The sequence below is a fragment of the Streptomyces sp. BK79 genome, from assembly GCF_044142145.1.
In the GTDB taxonomy this organism is placed as follows: domain Bacteria; phylum Actinomycetota; class Actinomycetes; order Streptomycetales; family Streptomycetaceae; genus Streptomyces.
In genome coordinates this window covers 351,643-372,834 of record NZ_JBHVOC010000001.1, presented here as the reverse complement: position 1 = coordinate 372,834, position 21,192 = coordinate 351,643, and the positions used below count along the sequence as shown (strand labels likewise).

The following is a 21,192-nucleotide window of genomic DNA, read 5'->3' as shown; positions in this document are numbered from 1 at the left end:
CTCCGAGGACGCGACCCCGTCCGCCCGTGTGCACAGGTTCCGCATCTGTTCGGGGTGTGGCCGGACGGGCGGTGCCTGGGGGACGGGACGCCGCACCTTCGGGCGAGGGCGCGCACGAGGTTGCGCGGGCCGCTGGGACGCGGCCGGCCGGACACGAGGGGCGGGCCGCTCGGGCGGCGCCGCGGGGGGAGGCCGTCGCACAGGCGCCGGTGTGCGGCGCTCGGGAGTCCGCTCGCTCTTCGGCGTGTGTCGCGGCCGGTCGGGCCCGCTCCGGACCAGCGCCGAACGCCCGGAGGGCGGGGCCACCGGCAGTGTGGCCGCCGGCGACGGCGGGCGGTCCGCAGCGGTGGGGCCGCGCACCCCCTGCGGTCGGCCGTCGACCGGTGGAGCGTCGGGCGTCACGGAGGCGCAGCCCGTGACGCCCAGCAGGGCCAGGAACAGGAGGATCAGCATGCGGCATGGCACCGGACCACTGTGCGCGACCCCAGGCTGCGGCGGGCGGCGTCACGCGGCCGATCACCGCAAGGAGGGACCAGCCCGAGGAGTGCTGACGGCTGCTCACCCTGCCGGCCCGGGCTCAGTGAACCGGAACGGCGAGCGCGGACAGGACCGGGGCCCCTACTCGCTGAGACGGCCCGCGAGCTGTGCCCCGAGGCCGGGCCCGCCAGGCTTCCGCGTACGGGCCGCACCCGTGACGCGGTCGCTGTGCGGAGGGGGCTCCGCGGCGGCGGTGATCCGCGCCTCGGGCCGGGCGTGCCCGTCGGTGCCGGACCGCCAAGTCCGGCGTGTTAACGGGAAGTTGGGGTACACGCTGCGCCAGCACGGTCGGCACCGGGGTCGGCGCCGGTGGCGGCCGTGCCACATGTGTCACCCAGACCTCCGACGCCACGGAGGAAGGGAGCCACCCGGCGGAGAATGTCCGGCGCCACGGGGGACACGGGTGCGCCACGGGCGCCACGGGGAGCGGCACCGGTTCCCCCGGGCGACCGACGTGACCCGAACGGCCCTGTCGGGTACCCGAGCGGTCCGCGCAGGGTTGGGATGGGCAGGGGACACCCCCGGCCCTGGACCGGCCCGACCGCTGTCCCGACACGGAAAGGACCCCGGATGTCCGTCGACACCCAGCAGGCGCCCGCCGCGCTCACCGACGAGGAGCTCGCCGGCCTGGACGCCCACTGGCGCGCCGCGAACTACCTCTCCGTCGGCCAGATCTACCTGATGGCCAACCCCCTGCTGACCGAGCCACTGCGCCCCGAGCACGTCAAGCCCCGCCTGCTCGGCCACTGGGGCACCTCGCCCGGCCTCAACCTGGTCCACACCCACCTCAACCGGGTGATCAAGGCCCGCGGCGTCGACGCCCTGTGCATCTGGGGCCCGGGGCACGGCGGGCCCGCCGTACTGGCCAATTCGTGGCTGGAGGGTTCGTACACCGAGACGTATCCGGACGTCACCCGGGACGCGGCCGGGATGGGCCGGCTGTTCAAGCAGTTCTCGTTCCCCGGCGGCGTGCCGAGCCACGTCGCTCCCGAGACGCCGGGCTCCATCCACGAGGGCGGCGAACTGGGCTACTCCCTCTCGCACGCCTACGGCGCCGCTTTCGACCACCCCGGCCTGGTGGTCGCCTGCGTGATCGGCGACGGCGAGGCCGAGACGGGCCCGCTGGCGGCGTCCTGGCACTCCAACAAGTTCCTCGACCCGGTGCGGGACGGCGCCGTCCTGCCGATCCTGCACCTCAACGGGTACAAGATCGCCAACCCGACCGTCCTCGCCCGCCTCCCCGAGGCCGAACTCGACGACCTCCTGCGCGGCTACGGCCACGACCCGATCCACGTCACCGGTGACGAGCCGGCCGCCGTCCACCGCGCGATGGCCCACGCCATGGACACCGCCCTCGACCGCATCGCCGCCCTCCAGCGCGCCGCCCGCGAGGACGGCGCCGACGGCCGCCCCCGCTGGCCGGTGATCGTGCTGCGCACCCCCAAGGGCTGGACCGGCCCCGCCGAGGTCGACGGCCTGCCCGTGGAGAACACCTGGCGCGCCCACCAGGTCCCCCTGTCCGCCGTACGCACGAATCCCGAGCACCTCGCGCAGCTGGAGCAGTGGCTGCGCTCCTACCGGCCCGAGGAACTGTTCGACGACGCCGGAGCCCCGCGCCCCGCCGTCCTGTCCTGTGTCCCGGAGGGGGCCCGCCGCCTGGGCGCCACGCCGTTCGCCAACGGCGGACTGCTCCTGCGCGAGCTGCCCCTGCCGCCGCTGGAGAAGTACGCCGTCCCCGTCGACGCACCCGGCGCGAGCACGCACGAACCCACCCGGGTCCTCGGCGACCTGCTGGCGGACGTCATGGCCGCCACCGCCGACCGGCGCGACTTCCGCCTCGTCGGCCCGGACGAGACCGCCTCCAACCGCCTCCAGGCCGTCTACACCGCCAGCGGCAAGGCATGGCAGGAGAGGACCCTGCCCGTCGACGAGGACCTCGACCGGCACGGCCGCGTCATGGAGATCCTGTCCGAACACACCTGCCAGGGCTGGCTGGAGGGCTACCTCCTCACCGGCCGGCACGGACTGTTCTCCTGCTACGAGGCGTTCGTCCACATCGTCGACTCCATGGTCAACCAGCACGTCAAATGGCTGCGCGTGACCCGCCGCCTGCCCTGGCGCGCCCCCATCGCCTCCCTCAACTACCTGCTCACCTCCCACGTGTGGCGCCAGGACCACAACGGCTTCTCCCATCAGGACCCCGGCTTCGTCGACCACATCCTCAACAAGAGCCCCGAGGCCGTACGGGTCTACCTGCCGCCGGACGCCAACACCCTGCTGTCCGTCGCCGACCACGCCCTGCGCAGCCGCGACTACGTGAACGTGATCGTCGCCGGCAAGCAGCCCTGCTTCGACTGGCTGTCCATGGAGGAGGCGAGGGCGCACTGCGCGCGCGGCGCCGGCATCTGGGACTGGGCCGGCACCGAGGACGGCAGCCGCGAACCCGACGTGGTGCTGGCCTGCGCGGGCGACGTCCCCACCCAGGAGGTGCTGGCCGCCGCCCAGCTCCTGCGGCAGCACCTGCCCGGACTCGCCGTCCGGGTGGTCAACGTCGTCGACATCGCCCGGCTGCTGCCCAGCGGCGAGCACCCGCACGGCATGAGCGACTTCGAGTACGACGGCCTGTTCACCGCCGACAAGCCGGTCGTCTTCGCCTACCACGGGTATCCCTGGCTGATCCACCGGCTCGCCTACCGGCGCACCGGCCACCCCCACCTGCACGTGCGCGGCTACAAGGAGGTCGGGACCACCACCACGCCCTTCGACATGGTGCTCGGCAACGACATGGACCGCTACCGCCTCGTCATGGACGTCATCGACCGCGTACCCGGTCTCGCCGTGCGCGCGGCGGCCGTGCGGCAGCGGATGGAGGACGCCAGGCTGCGCCACCACGACTGGATCCGCGAGCACGGAGTGGACCTGCCCGAGGTCGCCGACTGGTCCTGGACGGGCTCGCGGTGACCGCGACGCCCTCGACCTGGGACTACGACCACTACGACCCGGCCGAGGAGCGGTTGCGCGAGTCGCTGTGCACGCTCGGCAACGGCTACTTCGCCACCCGCGGCGCGCTGCCCGAGTGCGCCGCGGACGACGTGCACTACCCCGGCACCTACGTGGCCGGCTGCTACAACCGGCTCACCTCCACCGTCGCCGGACGCGAGGTCGAGAACGAGGACATGGTCAACCTCCCGAACTGGCTGCCGCTGCGCTTCAGGCTCGCCGGAGGGGAGTGGCTCACGCCGGACACCGCCGAGGTGCTCGACCACCGCCAGACCGTGCACCTGGACACGGGCGTGCTGGAGCGCCGCACCCACTTCGGGCTCGACGACGGCCGCGTGCTGGCCGTGCGCCAGCTGCGCCTGGTGCACATGGCCGACCCCCACCTCGCCGCCCTGCGCACGGAGTTCACGCTCGACGCCGGCGCCGCGGAGCTGGACGTGGAGGCCGCCCTCGACGGGGGCGTCACCAACTCCGGGGTGCCGCGCTACCGGGACCTGGAGGGCCGCCACCTGACCCACGTGCACACCGGCTGCGCCGACGACGGCACGGTGTGGCTGCGCTGCCGCACCCGCACCTCGGACATCCGGGTCGGCCTGGCCGCCCGCACGAACGCCACCACGCCCGTCACCCCGGCACGGGAGCACCTGCGGGTCACCCAGCGCACGACCCTGCGTCCGGAGGCGGGCCGCACCGTCACCGTCGACAAGATCGTGGCCCTGCACACCTCGCGCGACCCGGCGATCAGCGATCCCCTCCAGGCCGCGATCGACCGGGTGGCCGACGCCCCCGGCTTCGACGACCTGCTGAGGTCGCACCGCACGGCGTGGGGCCAGCTGTGGCGCCGGGCCGAACTCGACGTCCCCGGCGAGGCGGGCAGCATCCTGCGCCTGCACCTCTTCCACGTGCTGCAGACCCTCTCCCCGCACACCGCCGACCTGGACGTCGGCGTCCCCGCGCGCGGTCTGCACGGGGAGGCGTACCGCGGACACGTCTTCTGGGACGAGCTGTTCGTCCTGCCGTACCTCAACCTGCACTTCCCCGAGGTGTCCCGGGCCCTGCTGCGCTACCGGCACCGCCGCCTGGAACGGGCCCGCGCCGCGGCCCGCGCGATCGGCCGGCGCGGCGCGCTGTACCCGTGGCAGAGCGGCAGCGACGGACGCGAGGAGACCCAGCAACTGCACCTCAATCCGCACTCGGGCCGCTGGCTGCCGGACCACTCGCACCTCCAGCACCACGTGGGCTCGGCGATCGCGTACAACGTGTGGCAGTACGGCGAGGCGAGCGGCGACGAGGAGTTCCTGCACACCAAGGGCGCCGAGATGCTGCTCCAGATCGCGCGCTTCTGGGCGGACTCCGCCACCTGGGACGAGCACCTGGGACGGCACCGCATCCGGGGCGTCGTCGGCCCCGACGAGTACCACGAGGCCTACCCCGGCGCCGTCCGGCCCGGTCTCGACGACAACGCGTACACCAACGTCACCGCCGCCTGGGTGCTGAGCCGCACCCTGGAGGTCCTGGCGGACCTGCCCGAGCCCCGCCGCCGGGAACTCGTCGAGCGCACCGAGCTGGACGACGGCGAGCTCGAACAGTGGGAGGACGTCTCCCGCACCCTCCACGTCCCCTTCCACGAGGGCGTCATCAGCCAGTTCGAGGGGTACGGCGACCTCGCCGAACTGGACTGGGAAGGCCTGCGCGAGCGGTACGGTGACATCCGGCGCCTGGACCGCGTCCTGGAGGCCGAGGACGACAGCGTCAACAACTACCAGGCGTCCAAGCAGGCCGACGTCCTGATGCTGGGCTACCTCTTCTCCCCGGCCGAACTCCGCGCGCTCTTCCAGCGGCTCGGGTACCGCCTGGACGAGGCGACCTGGCAGCGCACCGTGGACTACTACCTGGCCCGCACCAGCCACGGCTCCACCCTCAGCGGACTCGTCCACGGCTGGATCCTGGCCCGCGCCCGCCGCGCCGAGGCGTGGGCGTTCTGCCAGGAGGCGCTCAAGGGCGACGTCGCCGACCTCCAGGGCGGCACCACCGGCGAGGGCGTCCACCTCGGTGCCATGGCCGGCACCCTCGACCTCGTCCAGCGCGGCCTGACCGGTCTGGAGACCCGGGCCGGCGCCCTGTGGCTGGACCCGGTGCCACTGCCGGAGCTGTCGTCGTACGGGTTCTCCCTGCGCTACCAGGGGCACTGGGGCGTACGGCTGCGGCTGGAGCACGGCCGGCTGGAGATCGCCGTGCCGTCCTCCGGCCACCTGCCGATCGAGGTCCGGCTGCCGGACCGCGAGGTGCTGCTCATGCCGGGCGACACCTGCCGGCTCGCGCTCCCCGACTGACCACCCGGGCGGTCAGGACCACAGGGGGTACGTCACCACTCGGGGGGCTCCGTCCGGCCTGCCGTCGGTGTAGGTCAGCGTCATCCGGGTGTACTGCCGCTCGCCCGGGTCCTTCTCCCAGGCCCGAGGCTGGTCGAGCCGGACGGTCACGGGGTACGAGTGGAACGTGCCGGCGGCGCAGTACGGGTCGCAGTCGTTGATGGCGTTGGTGCCCCGGCCCACCGCGGCCTGAGCGTCCCAGCGCAGCCAGCGCAGGGAGACGAGGCGGCTGTTGCCGTCCCCGCAGGCGAGTACGAACGCCGTGGGCCGCACCTCCGGCTGTCCCGCGCAGTCGACCAGCACGGGGTCCTGCGTCTGCTGGGTCCGTGTCGCGGGCTGCGCCGACGGTGCGGCCCAGGCCGTGCTCAGGGGTACTGCGAGCGCGGCGGCGGCACAGAGCGTGACCGCTGCCCTCATCGGGTTGGTGCCCATGTCTGCTCCCGGCAGTCTCGGGGTCGCTGGTCTCCGCTTCCCGTTTCCCCGTACCGACCGTACGGCCCAGTCCCGCCTCGCACCACTCGTACGGAGCAGGCCGGCTCCGGGCGGTTCGTGCGACAAGCCGCCGATTGCATCCATCGTGTGGTCGTCCGGGCGGTGCGCAACCGCCGTCGTCGCGCGGGTGTCTTCTGCCGTCGAGAACGGCGACCCCTCATGTGGAGGACCGCGGTATGCACACGATGACTGCACCGACTGCACCGACCGCCGGCGCCCCGGCATGCGCCGGCGACACCCAGGGCGACTTCCTGCTCCGGCCGCCCCACCCCGCCGAACGCGTACCCTGCCGCATCGACCCCGTCGACCTGCGCCGACTGGACCTGCTCGCCCTGCTGACCGCGGCCGGCATCGCCCCCTCCGCCGGGGACCGTGCCGCCATCGACCGGCTCAGCGAACTGCCCGGCAGCGTGCACACCGCACTGCGCCGATGGCTGGAGCAGGCGTACGGGTTCTGCCGGTGAGCCGTGGGCGCGGGGCCCGCGCGCCCCGCCCCCGCCTCCGGCACCGGGTCAGAAGGCGACGGGGTCCCGCACCAGCGGACAGGTCATGCAGTGCCCGCCGCCCCGCCCCCGGCCCAGTTCGGCGCCCACGATGGTGACGACCTCGATGCGGGCCTCGCGCAGCAGGGCGTTGGTGAGGGTGTTGCGGTCGTAGGTGAACACCACGCCCGGTTCGATCGCGACGGCGTTGTTGCCGCTGTCCCACTGCTGGCGTTCGGAGGCGTAGGCGTCGCCGCCGGTCTCCACCACCCGCAGCGAGGACAGCCCGAGCGCCTTGGCGACGACGTCCACGAAGGGCGTCGTGCCCTCGTCGACGACGTCGAAGCCCGGGGCCCGGTCGCCGGGCCGCAGGGAGAAGGTGTGCACCGCGTCCATGATCCGCGGGTAGAGGGTCACCACGTCCCGGTCGGCGAAGGTGAAGACCGTGTCCAGGTGCATGGCGGACCGCAGCTTCGGCATCCCGGCGACGACGACGTGCTCGGCCGCCCCGGCCCGGAACAGGGCGGCGGCGACCTGGGTGACGGCCTGCCGCGAGGTGCGCTCGCTCATGCCCATGAGGACGACCCCGTTGCCCACCGGCATGATGTCGCCGCCCTCGAACGTGGCCTGCCCCCAGTCGAGTTCGGGGTCGCCCCACCACACCCGGGAGCCCTTGAAGTCGGGGTGGAAGGTGTAGAGGGCCTTCATCAGCAGCGTCTCGTCGTGCCGCGCGGGCCAGTACAGCGGGTTGAGGGTGACACCGCCGTACAGCCAGCAGGTGGTGTCGCGGGTGTACAGGGTGTTGGGCAGCGGCGGCATCAGGTACTCGCGCGCGCCGGTGGACTCGCGGGCGAGCGAGAAGTAGGGGGAGCGGCGGACGTCCTCGGGCAGGTCGGCGGTGGCCAGCCCGCCGATGAGGTACTCCGCCAGTTCCCTGGGCGACAGGGTCTCCAGGTAGGCGCGGGTCGCGTCGATGAGACCGATGCCGACCTGGTTGGCGACGATCTTGCGGTCCAGGAGCCATGCCTTCGCCTCGGGCATCGCCATGATCTGGGCCAGCAGATCGTGCAGCTCCACCACCTCGACCCCGCGCCGGCGCAGCTCGCCGACGAACGCGGCATGGTCGCGCTGGGCGTTCTCCACCCACATCACGTCGTCGAAGAGCAGGTCGTCGGAGTTGGTCGGGGTGAGCCGCCGGTGCGCCAGTCCGGGGGAACACACCAGGACCTTGCGCAGCCTGCCGACTTCCGAGTGGACGCCGAGTGCGGGCGTCGCGGCGCTTTCGTTGCTGGTCACACGGCCTCCTGGAAGGATGCGGGACGAGACGGGATGACGGGGTGGGCGCGGCTCACAGGCTGATCCAGCCGGTCACCAGGGCCACGAGGCCGAGCACCGCGCCGAGCACCGAGACGGCGAGGATCACCAGTTCCCCGGGCGAGAACAGCCGCCGGCCCTGTTCCCGGCGGGCCATCACGAACAGGGCGGTCGCCGGGGCGTAGAGGATGAAGGACACCAGGACGTACTTCAGGCCCGCCGCGTACAGCAGGAACGCGGTGTACACCGTGGCGGCGACACCGACGGCCAGCTCGCGCCGGGAGGTCCGGCCGCCCTCGGTGAGCGGGTCGTCGCGCATCCCGATCCGCACCGCGAAGGCCGCCGCCAGCAGGTACGGGATCAGGGAGAGGGCACTGGTCAGGTTGAGCGCGAAGTTGAACGCGTCGTCCGAGAAACTGGTGGCGATCAGCACCGCCTGGGTGAGCAGCGAGGTCATCAGCAGCGCCGGCACGGGCACGTCGACGGCGTTGGCACGCCGCAGGAAACGCGGCATGTCGTCGTCCTTGGCCGCGACGAACAGCACCTCGGCCGCCATCAGCGTCCAAGCCAGATAGGCGCCCAGGACGGACACGATCAGGCCGACGCTGATGAACACCCTGCCCCAGGTCCCGACGGCCTCCTCCAGGACGCCCGCCATGGACGGCTGGCGCAGGCCGGCGATCTCGGCCATGGGCATGATGCCGTACGACACGATGGTCACCGACGCGAAGACGGCGAACACACTGAGGAAGCCCAGCACCGTCGCCCTGCCCACGTCGGACCGGCGCCTGGCGTGCCGCGAGTAGACGCTCGCGCCCTCCACGCCGAGGAAGACGAACACGGTGGCCAGCATGGTGCCGCGCACCTGCGAGAACAGGGAGCCGGCGTAGTCCGCGCCACCGAAGTTGTCGGCGAACACGCCCGGCCGGAAGTACACCAGGGCCAGGACGACGAAGATGACGATGGGGACCAGCTTGGCCACCGTGACGACCTTGTTGATGGCGGTCGCTTCCTTCACCCCGCGCCGGATCATCCAGAAGAAGGCCCACAGCCCGATCGAGGACAGGACGACGGCGAGGGCGGTGTCCCCGTCGCCCAGCTCCGGCCAGATCGAACCGATCGTCGACATGATGAGGACCCAGTACGTCACGTTGCCGACGCAGGTGCTGGCCCAGTAGCCGAAGGCGGCGAAGAAGCCCGGGTACTCGCCGAAGCCGGCCTTGGCGTACGCGTACACGCCCGCGTCGAGGTCGGGCCGGCGCACGGCGAGGGACTGGAAGACGAAGGCCAGCATCAGCATGCCCGTCCCGGCGATCGCCCAGGCGATCAGCGCCCCCGCGACGCCGGTCTCCTCGGCGAACCGCCCCGGCAGCGAGAACACCCCGGCACCCACCATCGACCCGACGACCATGGCCGTCAGGGTGAACAGGGGCAGTTTCGCGGTGGGCGCGGGGTGCTCGTCGGTGTCGGAAGTAGCGGCCTGCGACATGCCGTCCCTCTGGGTCGCGGAGCGATTGCGACCACTGTGCCCCACATGGTGTCTTCGGGCATCTTGTTGGTGTTTCAGTGGGAGGACCGGAGCGGTCCGGTCGCGTCGCCGCGACGGCACCGGCAGGCCCCGCCGGGTCAGCCGTGCAGGACCAGGTAGGGGGCGAGGGCGAACAAGGTGGCGATCAGCGCGTACTTCAGATGACGCGTGGGCAGCGCGTGCGCGACGCGCCACCCCAGCAGCACTCCCGCCAGCTCCGGAACGCCCACCAGCGCGGCCAGGGGCCAGTCCACGGCCCCCTGGGCCACGTAACCCAGTGTCCCCACACCGGCGATGACGACGGACTGCGCCTGGGCCGAGGCGAGGGACTCCAGGACGGGGACGCCGAGGGCGACCAGCAGGGGGACGGTGAGCATGGGGCCGCCGATGCCGACGACCCCGGCCGCGACGGCCACCGCGAGGGCCGGCCCGGCCACCACCGCCGGCGTCGGATGCGTCGGATGTGTCGGGTGCGCCCCGGGCGTGGCCGCGGGGCGGCACTCACGGAACCACACCAGGCCCGCCACGCCCGCCACGAACACCCCCAGCACCAGCCCGAACGTCCGCTCCGCCACGTACGAGTTGAGCAGCACACCCAAGGGGGTGCCGACGACGGCGGTGGCGGCCAGGACCAGCGCCGTGCGCCGGGTCCCGGGCTCGCGCAGCTGCCCGGACCGGGTGTAGGCGGCGGTGGCGAGGGCCCCGGTGGCGACATGGGTGACGAGGGCCGTCCCCGCCACCTGTGCCGGTGTCAGACCGGTCAGGGCGAAGAGGCCGATCGTGGGCACCACCCCGCCCGGCCCCACCGCCGTGATGCCGACGCCGCCGACGAATCCCGCCAGGCCGAGCGCGATCAGCACGGGCACACTCAGCCCCGCCATCACCCGCCTCCCTTCACGCCTCGGGTACGGACGGTGCGCGAGCCGGGACCTGACCGGGTCCCCCGCGGTGCAGCGTCGCGCGCAGTGTCATCCGGTCCGCGCGGATCCGGACCGACTCGACGTCCACCGGCCGACCGTCCGCCAGGTGGGTGAGCCGCTCCAGGGCGAAGACCGCCGCCCCCGGCTCGATCCGCAGCAGCTCCGCCGTGTCCGGGTCGGCGGTGACCGCGTGCACCGCCACCTCGGCCCGTCCGAGGCGGGCGCCGGCGGCCTCCTCGATCAGGCCGAACACATCACGGCCCGCCAGGTCGCCGGCCAGCACGGCACGGCCCACGTCGGCGGTCAGATAGCTGGTGTCCAGCGACAACGGCAGCCCGTCCAGCCACCGCAGGCGCTCCACGTACACCCCGCCCGCCTCGGCCGGCACGTCCAGACGGGCGGCGATCGCGGCGGGCAGCACGGGCACCTCACCGGCGGCCCGCACCTCGTTGGTCACGGTGCCGCGGCCGGACAGCTCCTCCGCCAGCCCGGTCAGCCGGTCGAGCCCGTGACCGTACTTCGGCAGCACCACCGTGGTCCCCACCCCGCGCCGCCGCACGAGCAGCCCCTCCCGGCACAGCAGGGCCAGGGCCTCCCGGACGGCGTTGCGGGAGGCGCCGAGACGACGGCCCAGGACCCGCTCGTCCGGCAGGGTGCCGTCGGGGAAGCCGCCGTCGGTGATCTGCTGCCGCAGCACGTCGGCCAGCTGTCTGGCCCGCTCGGCGCGGGGCCGTCCCGCATGGTGGTCCATGCCGGCCACGTTAACCCGGCCCGTGTTTCGCCGAAGTTACGCCACCATGCCTGACCTGCGGAAACATCTGACCTGCGGGTTCGCGGGCGGTGCGGTGCGCTCCGTCACCCGGCCCGTCGGGGCGCTCACCGCCCGCTGCGCAGATCGATGCCGCGCCGGGCGAGGGTGAGCACGCCCACGACGATCAGGGCGACGCCGAGCAACTGCGGCAGCACCCACCAGCCGGTGCGCACGTCCTCGCGGTAGAGCACCACGCCCAGCAGCAGGCTCACCGTCGCGTCCCCCAGGGTGAGGGCGGGCTGGGAGGCGACGAGGGGGCCGCCCTGCATCGCGTGCTCCAGCAGGAGCACGGCGCCCACACCGGCCGCGGCGAAGGCGTACGTCTGCCAGGCGGTCAGGAACCCGGTCACGCCGTCCGTGTCCAGGACCCGCATGGAGTCCTTCATCAGCGCGGCCGTCAGCGCGTAGCACACCGCGGTGGACGCGCCGAGACACCCGGCGCGGGCCTTGCCGACGGGGCGCCGCAGACCGGCCGCGGCCAGCAGGACGGCCGCTCCCGCGCACGCCGCCAGCGTGGGCAGCCAGCGGTCGAGGGGCACGTCCGCCTCTCCGGCGTCGGGCGCCGCCGCCGCCAGCGCGACGCCGAGCCCGACGACCACCCCGCCCACGGCGAGCCACATGGCGCGCGCCATGTGCCGGCCGGTCATCAGCGAGGCCAGCAGCAGGGCCAGCGGAAGTTCCAGCACGAACAGCGGCTGGACGAGCGACAGCGGCCCCGTCGCCAGCGCCACCGCCTGCGCCACTCCCGCGACGACGACGGCCAGCATGCCGCCGATCCAGACCGGCCGCCGCAACAGGTCGAGCACCAGCCCCGGGCGGAACCCCTGGGTCTGCGGCACGGTCAACGCGGCACGCCGCTGGAGCACGGTGGCCAGCGCGTTGCTGAACGCGGCGAGGAGCGCGAAGACGACCGGCAGAACGACACCCATCCACCGATCCTCACCCGCTTTCGCTCCGGCCGCGCGCCGCGCCACGGCGCGGGGGCCGGAGCCGGCGCCCGCCGGCGCCGGGTGCGGCCGCCGTCAGGCGTCGCTCTTCGCGGCGGGCGTCTCGGCACCGGTGTCCTGGGCGGGCTTCGCCGCCGGCGCGTCGGTGGCGGTGTAGTAGACCGACGTGCCCTGCTTGCTGCGCTGGGCCTGGTTCTTCGCGACGAGGCCCTCCAGCGTGGTGCGCACGACCGTGGTCTTGACGTTGCGTCCGGGGTGGGCCGCGCCGAGCGCCGTGGCGACCTCGGCCGCGGAACGCGGCTCACTCTGCTCGCCGAGGTGAGCGCGCACCAGCTCGACCAGCGTCGGCTGCGCCGTGGCCTGCCGCGCGGACGCGGACCGCGTCGACGCCTTCTTCGCCGCCGGCTTCCCGGCGGCCTTGGCGGGCGCCTTGGCGGCAGGGGCATCGGCGGCAGGGGACTTGGCCGCGGGCGCCTTCGCGGAGGGGGACTTGGCGGCGGCCTTGTCCGCGGGCTTGGTGGTGGCGGGCTTGCCCGCCGGCTTGGCGGTGGTGGGCTTGGTGGCCGCCTTCGAGGCCTGCCGGGCACCCGACTTGGGGGCGGCGGCGCGCTTGGAGGCACCGGTGGTCTTCCGGCTCCGGGAGCGCTTGCCGGCGTCCGCCTCGGTGGCGGCACCGCCACGGGGGGCGGGCACGGTGGCCGCGTCGGCGGCGGGCTGCGCCGCGGTCGCCTGCAGGGCCGGAGCCGGGGCGAGGCCGAGCGCCTGCTGCATGTTCACCAGCAGGGCGTGGTCGTGCTGGAGCGCGGCCAACTGCTGCTGCAGCGCGGTGATCTCGGCGCTGACGCGCTCCTGCTCCTTGACGTTGCGCTCCAGGTCATCGCTCACCTGGACGCTGTACTGCGATGCCAGTTCGGTGGCGGACTGCGTCGTGCTCTCGGACATGGTGTGACTCTCCTCGATTCGCGGCCGTGAAGGCTCGGGAGGGGCGGCGGGACATCAGGCGCGGGACATGAGGGCCATGTCCGAACGGCGCCCGGCGGCGAAGAACAAGAGACGGCCACCGGCTGTGCTGACACCGTGCTGACACAGAGATAGTACGGACGGATGGCGCCTGTTGTTCCCGTGTTTGCTGCCGGGCCGGTATACCACGTATGGCGGCCTACGTGGTATACGCCGCCGGTTCCTCGCGCGGGTGTTCGGGGAGAGCACGGGCTCGGCTCACTCGCCCGAGGGCACCTCGACGATCCTCCCGTCCTCGTCGACGGTGTGGGTCTGCCAGTAGGTGTCCCACTTGTCGCCGACATGCTCGGGGACCTTGCCCTGCGGGTAGCGGGTGTATCCCTCGGGCGGCTCCTCGCCGCCCGGCGCACACGCGCTGCCGGTGCCGCCGACGGCCAGGACCGGGTACTCGCCACCCCCGCAGACCGCCTCCTCCATGGAGCAGCCCGTCATGACCGCGGCGGCGGCCGCGCAGGCCAGCACGAGGCCCGTGGCGGAGCGTTTCGAACGGCGGGTGCTCATGGGCGAAGGTCGGTGAACTCGCTTGATATCAGGCATGGTTGGCTTCCTCTGGGCGACTGGTACGGCCAGCTTCCCCCGGCCGGGGGACACATCTCATGAGTACGGGTACTCAGTCGGACGGGCCCTATTGCCGACGCCCCCCTCCCGCCGCCTCCATGTCGTCGTAGACGAGCAGGCCGTCGGCCCGCAGTCGCGCACCCGGGGTGGGGGAGTGGGCCGTCAGGCGGCCGTCGTGCATCAGGTGGTCCACCGGGGTGTCGCGGGCGAGCACGGCGAAGTCGGCGACGAGCCGTCGGTGGCACCGCCACCACACCGCTTCGCCGCACATCACCGCGGTGCGCTCCCGTGCCGCCCCTTCCAGCAACTCGTCCATGGCGGCGACGAACTCCGCCGAGCGGGTGTGGCCGGCGTAGCCGCGGAAGGAGGTGTTGCGCCAGATGACGTCGGGGGAGTCCGGCGCCGGCTTGCGGAAGCCGCCCAGGCGCCGCTCCCACCGGTAGCCGAGGCCCTCGCGCGGCATCCAGTGGGCGAGGCGGTCGCGCAGCAGGTCGGGGTCGCGGCGGCTGCCGGGCGCCGTCCTGATGTCGACCACCTCGGCGACGTGGGCGCCCCGCAGCAGCGCGGCCAGCTCCGCGCGGTCCGCGGTGCCGTGCCCGAAGGTGACCAGGTGAGGCCGGGACATGGGGTCCCAGTCCCCGTACCGCCCGGGTCCATGCCTCCAGGCCGCCATGTCGGATGCCGTCATGCCGCCATGCCGCCAGGTCGGCCACCGTCCGCGACCAGGCCGGGTTGCCTAAAATCTTTAGGCAAATGCATAATGTTTGAAGGCAACGGAGAGGATGACGATGGTGCGCGTGGGGCTGACCACGGAACGCCTGGTCCAGGCGGGCGCGGAGCTGGCCGACGAGGTCGGCTTCGACCAGGTGACGGTCTCCGCGCTGGCCAGGCGGTTCGACGTCAAGGTCGCGAGCCTGTACTCGCACGTGCGGAACTCCCAGGACCTCAAGACCCGCATCGCCCTGCTCGCCCTCGCCGAACTCGCCGACCGGGCCGCCATCGCGCTGGCCGGCCGAGCCGGCAAGGACGCCCTGGCCGCCTTCGCGGACGTCTACCGGGACTACGCCCGAGAGCACCCCGGCCGCTACGCCGCGGCCCAGCTGCGGCTCGACCCGGAGACGGCGGCCGCCAGTGCCGGCGTGCGCCACGCCCGGATGGCCCGCGCCGTCCTGCGCGGCTACGACCTGACGGAGCCCGACCAGACCCACGCGGTCCGGCTGCTGGGCAGCGTCTTCCACGGCTACGTGAGCCTGGAGATGGGCGGCGGCTTCAGTCACAGCGCTCCCGACACGGAGGAGACCTGGACGCGGATCGTGGACGCCCTGGACGCCCTGCTGCGCAACTGGCCCGCGCGGTGACCCCCGCGCCATGAACACCGGTACCACCCCACCGACTAGAGGCGGCATGCACACCGACGACTGGATCACCACCCCGATCACCCGCGACCTCCTGCGCGGCGCCCTCGACCTGGAGCGCACCGAGCACGGCGTGCTGCCGCACCGGCTCCCCGCCCGCGCCCGCGCCCAGAACACCGACGGGCAGCTGGCCATGGCCGAGTCCCAGCCCTCCGGCGTACGCCTGGCCCTGCGCACCCGGGCCACCGCCCTCGAACTGGACACCCTGCCCACCAGGCGCGTCTACGTCGGTGCCCCGCCGCGCCCGGACGGCGTGTACGACCTGCTCGTCGACGGGCGTCCGGCGGGCCGCGGCAGTGTCCCGGGCGGCAACACCCTCACCATCGACATGGCCACCGGCACGACGGACGCCGTCTCCGGCCCCGTCGGCACCCTCCGCTTCGACGGCCTGCCCGAGGGCGACAAGGACGTCGAGATCTGGCTGCCGCACAACGAGACCACCGAACTCGTCGCCCTGCGCACCGACGCCCCCGTCGCGCCCGCCCCCGACCGGGGCCGCCGGGTCTGGCTGCACCACGGCAGCTCCATCAGCCACGGCTCCGACGCCGCGAGCCCCACCACCACCTGGCCCGCCCTCGCCGCCACACTCGGCGGCGTCGAACTCGTCAATCTGGGCCTGGCCGGCAGCGCCCTGCTCGACCCGTTCACCGCGCGGGCCCTGCGCGACACCCCCGCCGACCTGATCAGCCTCAAGATCGGCATCAACGTGGTGAACCACGATGCCATGCGCCTGCGTGCCTTCGGCCCCGCCGTGCACGGCTTCCTCGACACCGTCCGCGAGGGCCACCCCACCGTCCCGCTGCTGGTGGTCTCGCCGATCCTGTGCCCCACCCACGAGGACACTCCGGGGCCGCTCGCTCCCGACCTCGGTGGGCTCGGCGACGGCCGGCTGCGGTTCGTGGCCACGGGCGATCCGGCCGAACGCGCCGCCGGGAAGCTGACCCTGAGCGTCATCCGCGACGAACTGGCCCGGATCGTGGACCGGCGCTCGGCCGACGACCCGAACCTGTACTACCTCGACGGCCGGGCACTCTACGGCGAGGCCGACTTCGCCGAACTGCCCCTGCCCGACGGTGTCCACCCGGACGCGGCCACCCACCGCCGCATCGGTGAACGCTTCGCCGCGCTGGCCTTCGGCGACCAGGGCGCCTTCGACCAGCGTGCCTTCGACCAGGGTGCCGACAAGGGCTGACCCTCACGCCCCGGCGACCGAGGCGAAGCGCCGGGCCACCTCGTGCCACACCGCCGCGGCCGCCGGCTCGTCGCGCAGGGCCCGGCGGGCGAGTTCCGCCGGATCCAGCCCGCGGGCCCGCAACCGGTCCGGGTCCCACGAGCCGACCCGGTGCGCGTCCGCCTCGGGGTGGAACTGCACGCCCCACGCCCGCTCGCCCACCCGGAACGCCTGGTACGGGCACCGCTCGCTCTCCATCAGCCAGACGGCGCCGGGCGGCAGGGCGGTGACGGCGTCCACATGGTGCTCCACCGCCGTCACCCGCTCCGGCAGCCCGCCGAAGAGCGGGTCACCGCACGCCTCGGGCCGCAGACCGAGCGGCGTGCTGCCGAACTCCGGTTCGCCGTGCCCGGCCCGGACGGTACCTCCCGCGACCTGGGCGAGGAGCTGCCCGCCGAGGCAGATGCCGAACACGGGGGCATCCCGCTCCAGGGCCTCGGCGACCAGCGCCCGGGTGGGCGCGAGCCAGGGCGCGCGGGCGTCGTCGTCGGGCAGGTGACCGCCGCCGAGGACCACGACCCCCGCGTGCTCCAGCCGCCGGGGGAGCGGCTCACCGGAGTACGCGTGCACCACGTCCAGTGCCAGCCCTTCCGCGACCAGCCACTGCCCGAACCGGCCCGGCCCGCCGCCCGCGTGGTTCTGCACCACCAGCAGCCGCGACATCGCCCACCCCCTGCCTCATGCCTCCCGGACACCACCCCCCTGCCCACGAGGCGGCGGCCGTCAATCCTCCCGTCGGGTCACAGGTGCGCCGCGCGATGCGTCGGGTCGCCGTCGAGGACGGTCAGCAGCACCGGTACGTCGGCCAGTTCGGTGGCCGGCACGGTCAGCGGGTCGGCGGCGAACGCCGTGAGGTCGGCCCGGTACCCGACGGCGATCCGCCCGGCCTCGCCCTCCTCGCCCGCCGCGTACGCCGCGTTGACCGTCGTGCCGCGCAGCGCCTCCAGCGCCGTCAGCGCCTGCTCCGGGCCGTGCGGGGCACCGCTGAGGTCGCGGGTCGGACGGCGGTGACGGGCGCCCGCCATGACGCCGAGCGGCGGGTACGGGGCTATGGGCCAGTCGGAGCCGAGGACCACCACGGCACCGGAGTCGTGCAGGTCGCGGCAGCGCCAGGCCCGGGAGGCGCGCGGCTCGCCCAGGCGCCGGGACCAGTTGTCGGTGTGGTCGGCGCGGGTGAAGTCGCAGCAGTGCGTGGGCTGCATGGACGCCACGACACCCAGCTCGGCGAACCGGCGCAGGGTGTCGTCCGGGACGGTCTCGATGTGCTCCACCCGGTGCCGCGGCCCGGGCCCGCCCTCGGCCTGAGCCTTCTCGACGGCGTCGAGCACATGGCGGACGGCCGCGTCACCGATCGCGTGGGTCGCGGTCGGCACCCCGGCCCGGTGCAGCTGTGCGACGATCCGGGTGTACTCCTCCGGGTCCGGCCAGAAGGCGTGCCGGGACTCGCCGTGGCAGTCCGGCTGCTCCAGCCAGGCGGTGCCGTTGTCGACGGTGCCGTCCATGAAGATCTTCACCCCGGCCGTCCGCCACAGCCGCCCGCCCGTGCCCTGCTGCCCGATCAGGGCGCGCACGCCCGCCGCGTCGGTGCCGGGCTGGCACCAGGGCGCCACCCGCAGCCGCAGCGGCAGCCGCCCCGCCTCGTCCAGCTCGGCGTAGAAGGCGAGGCTGTCGCCGTTCGCGTCCATGACATGACCACCCGTCAGACCGGTCGCCGCCATGGCGCGCAGGGCCGCGGCGAGCCGGTCGCGGCGCTCCGCACGCGTGGGCCGCGGCGCGATCCGCTCCACCAGTTCACACGCGGCGTCCTCCAGCAGCAGCCCCGTCGGCCTGCCGTCCGCGTCGCACACCACCTCGGCCGTGGCCTGGTCGAACGTGCGCGGCCCGTCCACCCCGGCGAGCTCCAGCGCCCGCCGGCTGGCCAGCATGGAGTGCGCGTCGAAGAGCAGCAGCAGCGCGGGTACGCCGTCCAGTACGGCGTCGAAGGGCGCCGTCTCGACGGGCGCGCCGCCGAAGACGTTGGGGTCGAGGCCCCAGGCGTGCAGCCAGGCGCCGGGGGAGAGGTCCCGCACGGCACCGGCCAGCGACTCGCGCACCTGACCGACGTCGGCGCAGCCCGACAGGTCCAGGCCGTGGGTCAGCTCGGCGCCGGTGACGGGGTGCACGTGACCGTCGACGAGGCCGGGCGTCACCACGGCGCCTCCCAGGTCGAGAACCGTGGTCGTGGCGTCCGCGAGGGCGCGGATCTCCCGGTCGTCGCCGAGGGCGGAGATACGGCCGTCGGCCGCGGCCAGGGCGGTCTGCGGCAGGAACGTGCCGGTGACCGGGTCCAGCAGCCGGGCCGAGAGCAGGATGAGAGAGGTGCGCACAGTCGCTCCTTGCAGGGCGGGTCAGTTGGGGTCGGTGCCGGCCGTCAGGGTGCCCGGGGGCAGCCCGAGTTCGCGTTCCGCGGTGGTCACGGGCATGCGGCGGACCTCGGGCGGGTCGTCCCCGGTGTCGACGCTGTTGACGAGCATGCCGAGACCGTCGAGGACGACCAGGATCTGGACGGCGGCCACCAACGGGTCCCCGGTGCGGAACTCGCCCCGCTCGACGCCGTCGCGGACGAGTGTCTCGAGCCGGTCGCGCCAGGCGGCCTCCTGGACGGCGACCCGGTCGCGCAGCACGGGCCGGTAGCGGCACAGGTGCCGGGCGTTGAGCCAGAGCCGGCTGATGTCGTCGAACTCCGGGCCGGACGCCCGCGCGAAGAACCGCGCCAGGTGCCGCGTCGGCGAGGCACCGGCCCGGTCGGCCGGCAGGAGCGCGTCCAGCTCGGAGGCGACGGCGTCGCCGTAGGCCTCCGCCACCAGGTCCTCCACCGCCGGGAAGTAGTGACTGATGAGTCCGGGGCGGACGTCCAACTCCTCGGCGATCCGCCTCAAAGTGATGCACTCCAGCCCCTCGGTCAGGGCGACGCGTGAGGCTGCGGCAACGATTTCCGCACGTCTGGCCGTCGGAGATTTGCGGATTCGTTTGTTCGGGACGCTTGACGACATGGAATCGATGCTATTGAGTGTGCGACCAACAAGCAAGCAGGTGGGATACCAGCACCCCGGAGGAGCCGCATGGCGTCCACGATCCCCGACCCGCAACCCGGCACCGGCGCCGCGCGGCAGGAGGCTCCGCCACCCCCACCCCCGTCGGACCGGGCGGCCCGCGTCGAGGCCCACGGCATCGACCACATACCCGACCACGAACGCCACGGCCACCCCCGGCGGTTGTTCTCCGTCTGGGCGGCGGCCAACGTCAACTACCTGAGCCTGGTGACCGGCGGCGCCCTGGTCCTCATGGGGCTGACGCTGTGGCAGGCGCTGGCAGTGATCGTCGTGGGCAACCTGTTCTGGCTGCTCACCGGGCTGCTCGCCGTATCGGGTCCGGCGGCCGGCGCGCCGAGCGAGGTCGTCACCCGCGCCATGTACGGCGTCCGCGGCAACCGCGTGAACAACGCGATCGTCGGCTGGCTGATCTCCGTCTGCTACTTCGCCCTCAACCTGGCCGCCGCCGCGACCGCCGCCTTCGCCCTGGTCGAGATGGCCGGCATCACCGCGAACACCGGCGTCAAGGTCGTCGTGGTCCTGGTCGTCGCCGCCCTCACCCTGACCATCGGCGTCTACGGCCACGCCATGATCATGAAGCTGTACCTGCCGATCACCCTGACCCTGACGGCCGCCTTCGCCGTCGTCGCCGTCGGCGTGTTCCGGCACACCGACTTCTCGTACGTACCGCCCGCACCGCTCACCGGCACCGACCTGTGGGCGGTCCTCGTCGCCGGCGTCGCCCTCATCGGGGCCGGCCCGCTGTCGTACACCACCAGCGCCGACTTCTCCCGCTACCTGCCGCGCACGACGTCCGCCCGGGCGGTCGCCGGCTGGACCGCCCTGGGCGGCTTCCTGCCCGGCGTCGCCGTCTGCTCCCTGGGAGCCCTCGCCGCGACCGCCGTCGACATGACGGACCCCCAGGCGGGACTGCGGCGCGCCCTGCCCGACTGGTTCGGCCCGGTCCTGCTGCTCGCCCTGGTCCTCGGCACCATCGCCGTCAACGCCCTGACCGCCTACAGCGCGGGTCTCGCCCTCCAGGCCGTCGGGATCCGCGTCCGACGCTCCCTCAGCGTGCTCGCCGACGGCACCGCGGCCGTCGCCCTCACCCTGTACGGGCTCCTCGTCTCCGGCTTCCTGGACACCGTCAGCAACGTCCTCCAGCTCACCGTCGTGCTGCTCGGCCCCGCCATGGCCGTCTACGCCACGGACATCGTGCTGCGCCGCAACCGCTACGACGGCCGCGCCCTGACGGACGAGACACCCGGCAGCCCCTTCTGGTACACCGCCGGGGTCAACCCGGCGGGCGCGCTGGCCCTCACGGGCGGCGTCACGGCGGCGGCCCTGAGCGTCGACACCCTCTACACCGGACCGGTCGCGCACGCCCTGGGCGGCATCGACCTCTCCCTGCCGGCGGGTCTCCTCGTCGCCTCGCTGCTCTACGCGGTCCTCTTCCGCCGCGGCGCCTCACGGACGCCGACGGACTGAGGCGGG

At 73.6% G+C, this 21,192-nt stretch carries 18 protein-coding genes; 6 read left to right on the top strand and 12 right to left on the bottom strand.

All coding sequences use genetic code 11. The features are described 5' to 3' along the window. Positions 1–1,107 precede the first annotated feature (1,107 nt). Together ACFIF2_RS01700 and ACFIF2_RS01695 are read left to right on the top strand one after the other, a co-directional pair. Positions 1,108–3,498: a phosphoketolase gene (locus ACFIF2_RS01700; RefSeq protein WP_395570622.1), complete on the top strand. Its 2,391-nt coding sequence runs from the start codon at positions 1,108–1,110 to the stop codon at positions 3,496–3,498. Beyond that, positions 3,495–5,870, top strand: coding sequence for a glycoside hydrolase family 65 protein (locus tag ACFIF2_RS01695; RefSeq protein ID WP_395570621.1), 2,376 nt, complete (start codon positions 3,495–3,497; stop codon positions 5,868–5,870). The genes ACFIF2_RS01700 and ACFIF2_RS01695 overlap by 4 nt, the downstream gene beginning before the upstream one ends. A gap of 12 nt (positions 5,871–5,882) precedes the next feature. On the opposite strand, the gene ACFIF2_RS01690 is transcribed toward ACFIF2_RS01695, so the two are convergent. Continuing rightward, positions 5,883–6,341 carry a hypothetical protein gene (locus ACFIF2_RS01690; RefSeq protein WP_395570620.1) on the bottom strand — a complete coding sequence of 153 codons (459 nt, stop codon included), beginning with the start codon at positions 6,339–6,341 and terminating at the stop codon, positions 5,883–5,885. Positions 6,342–6,586: 245 nt separating this feature from the next. On the opposite strand from ACFIF2_RS01690, the gene ACFIF2_RS01685 reads away from it, so the two are divergent. After that, the gene (locus tag ACFIF2_RS01685; RefSeq protein ID WP_395570619.1) at positions 6,587–6,865 is read left to right on the top strand and encodes a hypothetical protein; all 279 of its coding nucleotides are present in this window, start codon (positions 6,587–6,589) and stop codon (positions 6,863–6,865) included. Positions 6,866–6,913: 48 nt separating this feature from the next. Here ACFIF2_RS01685 and ACFIF2_RS01680 read toward each other — a convergent pair whose 3' ends face one another. From ACFIF2_RS01680 to ACFIF2_RS01645, 8 genes are all read right to left on the bottom strand, one after another. Beyond that, positions 6,914–8,179 (bottom strand): arginine deiminase, encoded by a 1,266-nt coding sequence (locus ACFIF2_RS01680; RefSeq protein WP_395570618.1) that lies wholly within the window; start codon positions 8,177–8,179, stop codon positions 6,914–6,916. Positions 8,180–8,231: 52 nt separating this feature from the next. After that, the gene (locus ACFIF2_RS01675) at positions 8,232–9,686 is read right to left on the bottom strand and encodes a basic amino acid/polyamine antiporter (RefSeq protein ID WP_395570617.1); all 1,455 of its coding nucleotides are present in this window, start codon (positions 9,684–9,686) and stop codon (positions 8,232–8,234) included. A 137-nt stretch (positions 9,687–9,823) separates the two neighbouring features. Beyond that, complete coding sequence (locus tag ACFIF2_RS01670; protein WP_395570616.1) at positions 9,824–10,606, bottom strand: sulfite exporter TauE/SafE family protein; 783 nt, start codon at positions 10,604–10,606, stop codon at positions 9,824–9,826. 13 nt (positions 10,607–10,619) lie between these two features. After that, the gene (locus ACFIF2_RS01665; RefSeq protein WP_395570615.1) at positions 10,620–11,396 is read right to left on the bottom strand and encodes a GntR family transcriptional regulator; all 777 of its coding nucleotides are present in this window, start codon (positions 11,394–11,396) and stop codon (positions 10,620–10,622) included. 125 nt (positions 11,397–11,521) lie between these two features. Next, entirely contained in the window at positions 11,522–12,385 is an 864-nt protein-coding gene (locus tag ACFIF2_RS01660) for a DMT family transporter (RefSeq protein WP_395570614.1), read from the bottom strand. A 93-nt stretch (positions 12,386–12,478) separates the two neighbouring features. Beyond that, the gene (locus tag ACFIF2_RS01655; protein WP_395570613.1) at positions 12,479–13,345 is read right to left on the bottom strand and encodes a hypothetical protein; all 867 of its coding nucleotides are present in this window, start codon (positions 13,343–13,345) and stop codon (positions 12,479–12,481) included. Between the two features lie 276 nt (positions 13,346–13,621). After that, positions 13,622–13,924: an SCO0607 family lipoprotein gene (locus ACFIF2_RS01650; RefSeq protein WP_395570612.1), complete on the bottom strand. Its 303-nt coding sequence runs from the start codon at positions 13,922–13,924 to the stop codon at positions 13,622–13,624. A gap of 124 nt (positions 13,925–14,048) precedes the next feature. Further along, positions 14,049–14,606 (bottom strand): DUF488 family protein, encoded by a 558-nt coding sequence (locus ACFIF2_RS01645; protein WP_395570611.1) that lies wholly within the window; start codon positions 14,604–14,606, stop codon positions 14,049–14,051. Between the two features lie 163 nt (positions 14,607–14,769). On the opposite strand from ACFIF2_RS01645, the gene ACFIF2_RS01640 reads away from it, so the two are divergent. Together ACFIF2_RS01640 and ACFIF2_RS01635 are read left to right on the top strand one after the other, a co-directional pair. Next, entirely contained in the window at positions 14,770–15,339 is a 570-nt protein-coding gene (locus tag ACFIF2_RS01640; RefSeq protein ID WP_395570702.1) for a TetR/AcrR family transcriptional regulator, read from the top strand. 46 nt (positions 15,340–15,385) lie between these two features. Continuing rightward, entirely contained in the window at positions 15,386–16,588 is a 1,203-nt protein-coding gene (locus tag ACFIF2_RS01635) for a GDSL-type esterase/lipase family protein (RefSeq protein ID WP_395570610.1), read from the top strand. A gap of 3 nt (positions 16,589–16,591) precedes the next feature. Here ACFIF2_RS01635 and ACFIF2_RS01630 read toward each other — a convergent pair whose 3' ends face one another. The 3 genes from ACFIF2_RS01630 to ACFIF2_RS01620 all read right to left on the bottom strand — a co-directional run bounded on the left by ACFIF2_RS01630 (position 16,592) and on the right by ACFIF2_RS01620 (position 19,659). Further along, entirely contained in the window at positions 16,592–17,290 is a 699-nt protein-coding gene (locus ACFIF2_RS01630; RefSeq protein WP_395570609.1) for a type 1 glutamine amidotransferase, read from the bottom strand. A gap of 77 nt (positions 17,291–17,367) precedes the next feature. Beyond that, positions 17,368–18,993 carry an amidohydrolase gene (locus ACFIF2_RS01625; RefSeq protein ID WP_395570608.1) on the bottom strand — a complete coding sequence of 542 codons (1,626 nt, stop codon included), beginning with the start codon at positions 18,991–18,993 and terminating at the stop codon, positions 17,368–17,370. Between the two features lie 21 nt (positions 18,994–19,014). Then, positions 19,015–19,659: a TetR/AcrR family transcriptional regulator gene (locus ACFIF2_RS01620; RefSeq protein WP_395570607.1), complete on the bottom strand. Its 645-nt coding sequence runs from the start codon at positions 19,657–19,659 to the stop codon at positions 19,015–19,017. 69 nt (positions 19,660–19,728) lie between these two features. Between ACFIF2_RS01620 and ACFIF2_RS01615 the strand changes: the two genes are divergently transcribed. Further along, complete coding sequence (locus ACFIF2_RS01615; protein WP_395570606.1) at positions 19,729–21,186, top strand: purine-cytosine permease family protein; 1,458 nt, start codon at positions 19,729–19,731, stop codon at positions 21,184–21,186. Positions 21,187–21,192: the final 6 nt, after the last annotated feature.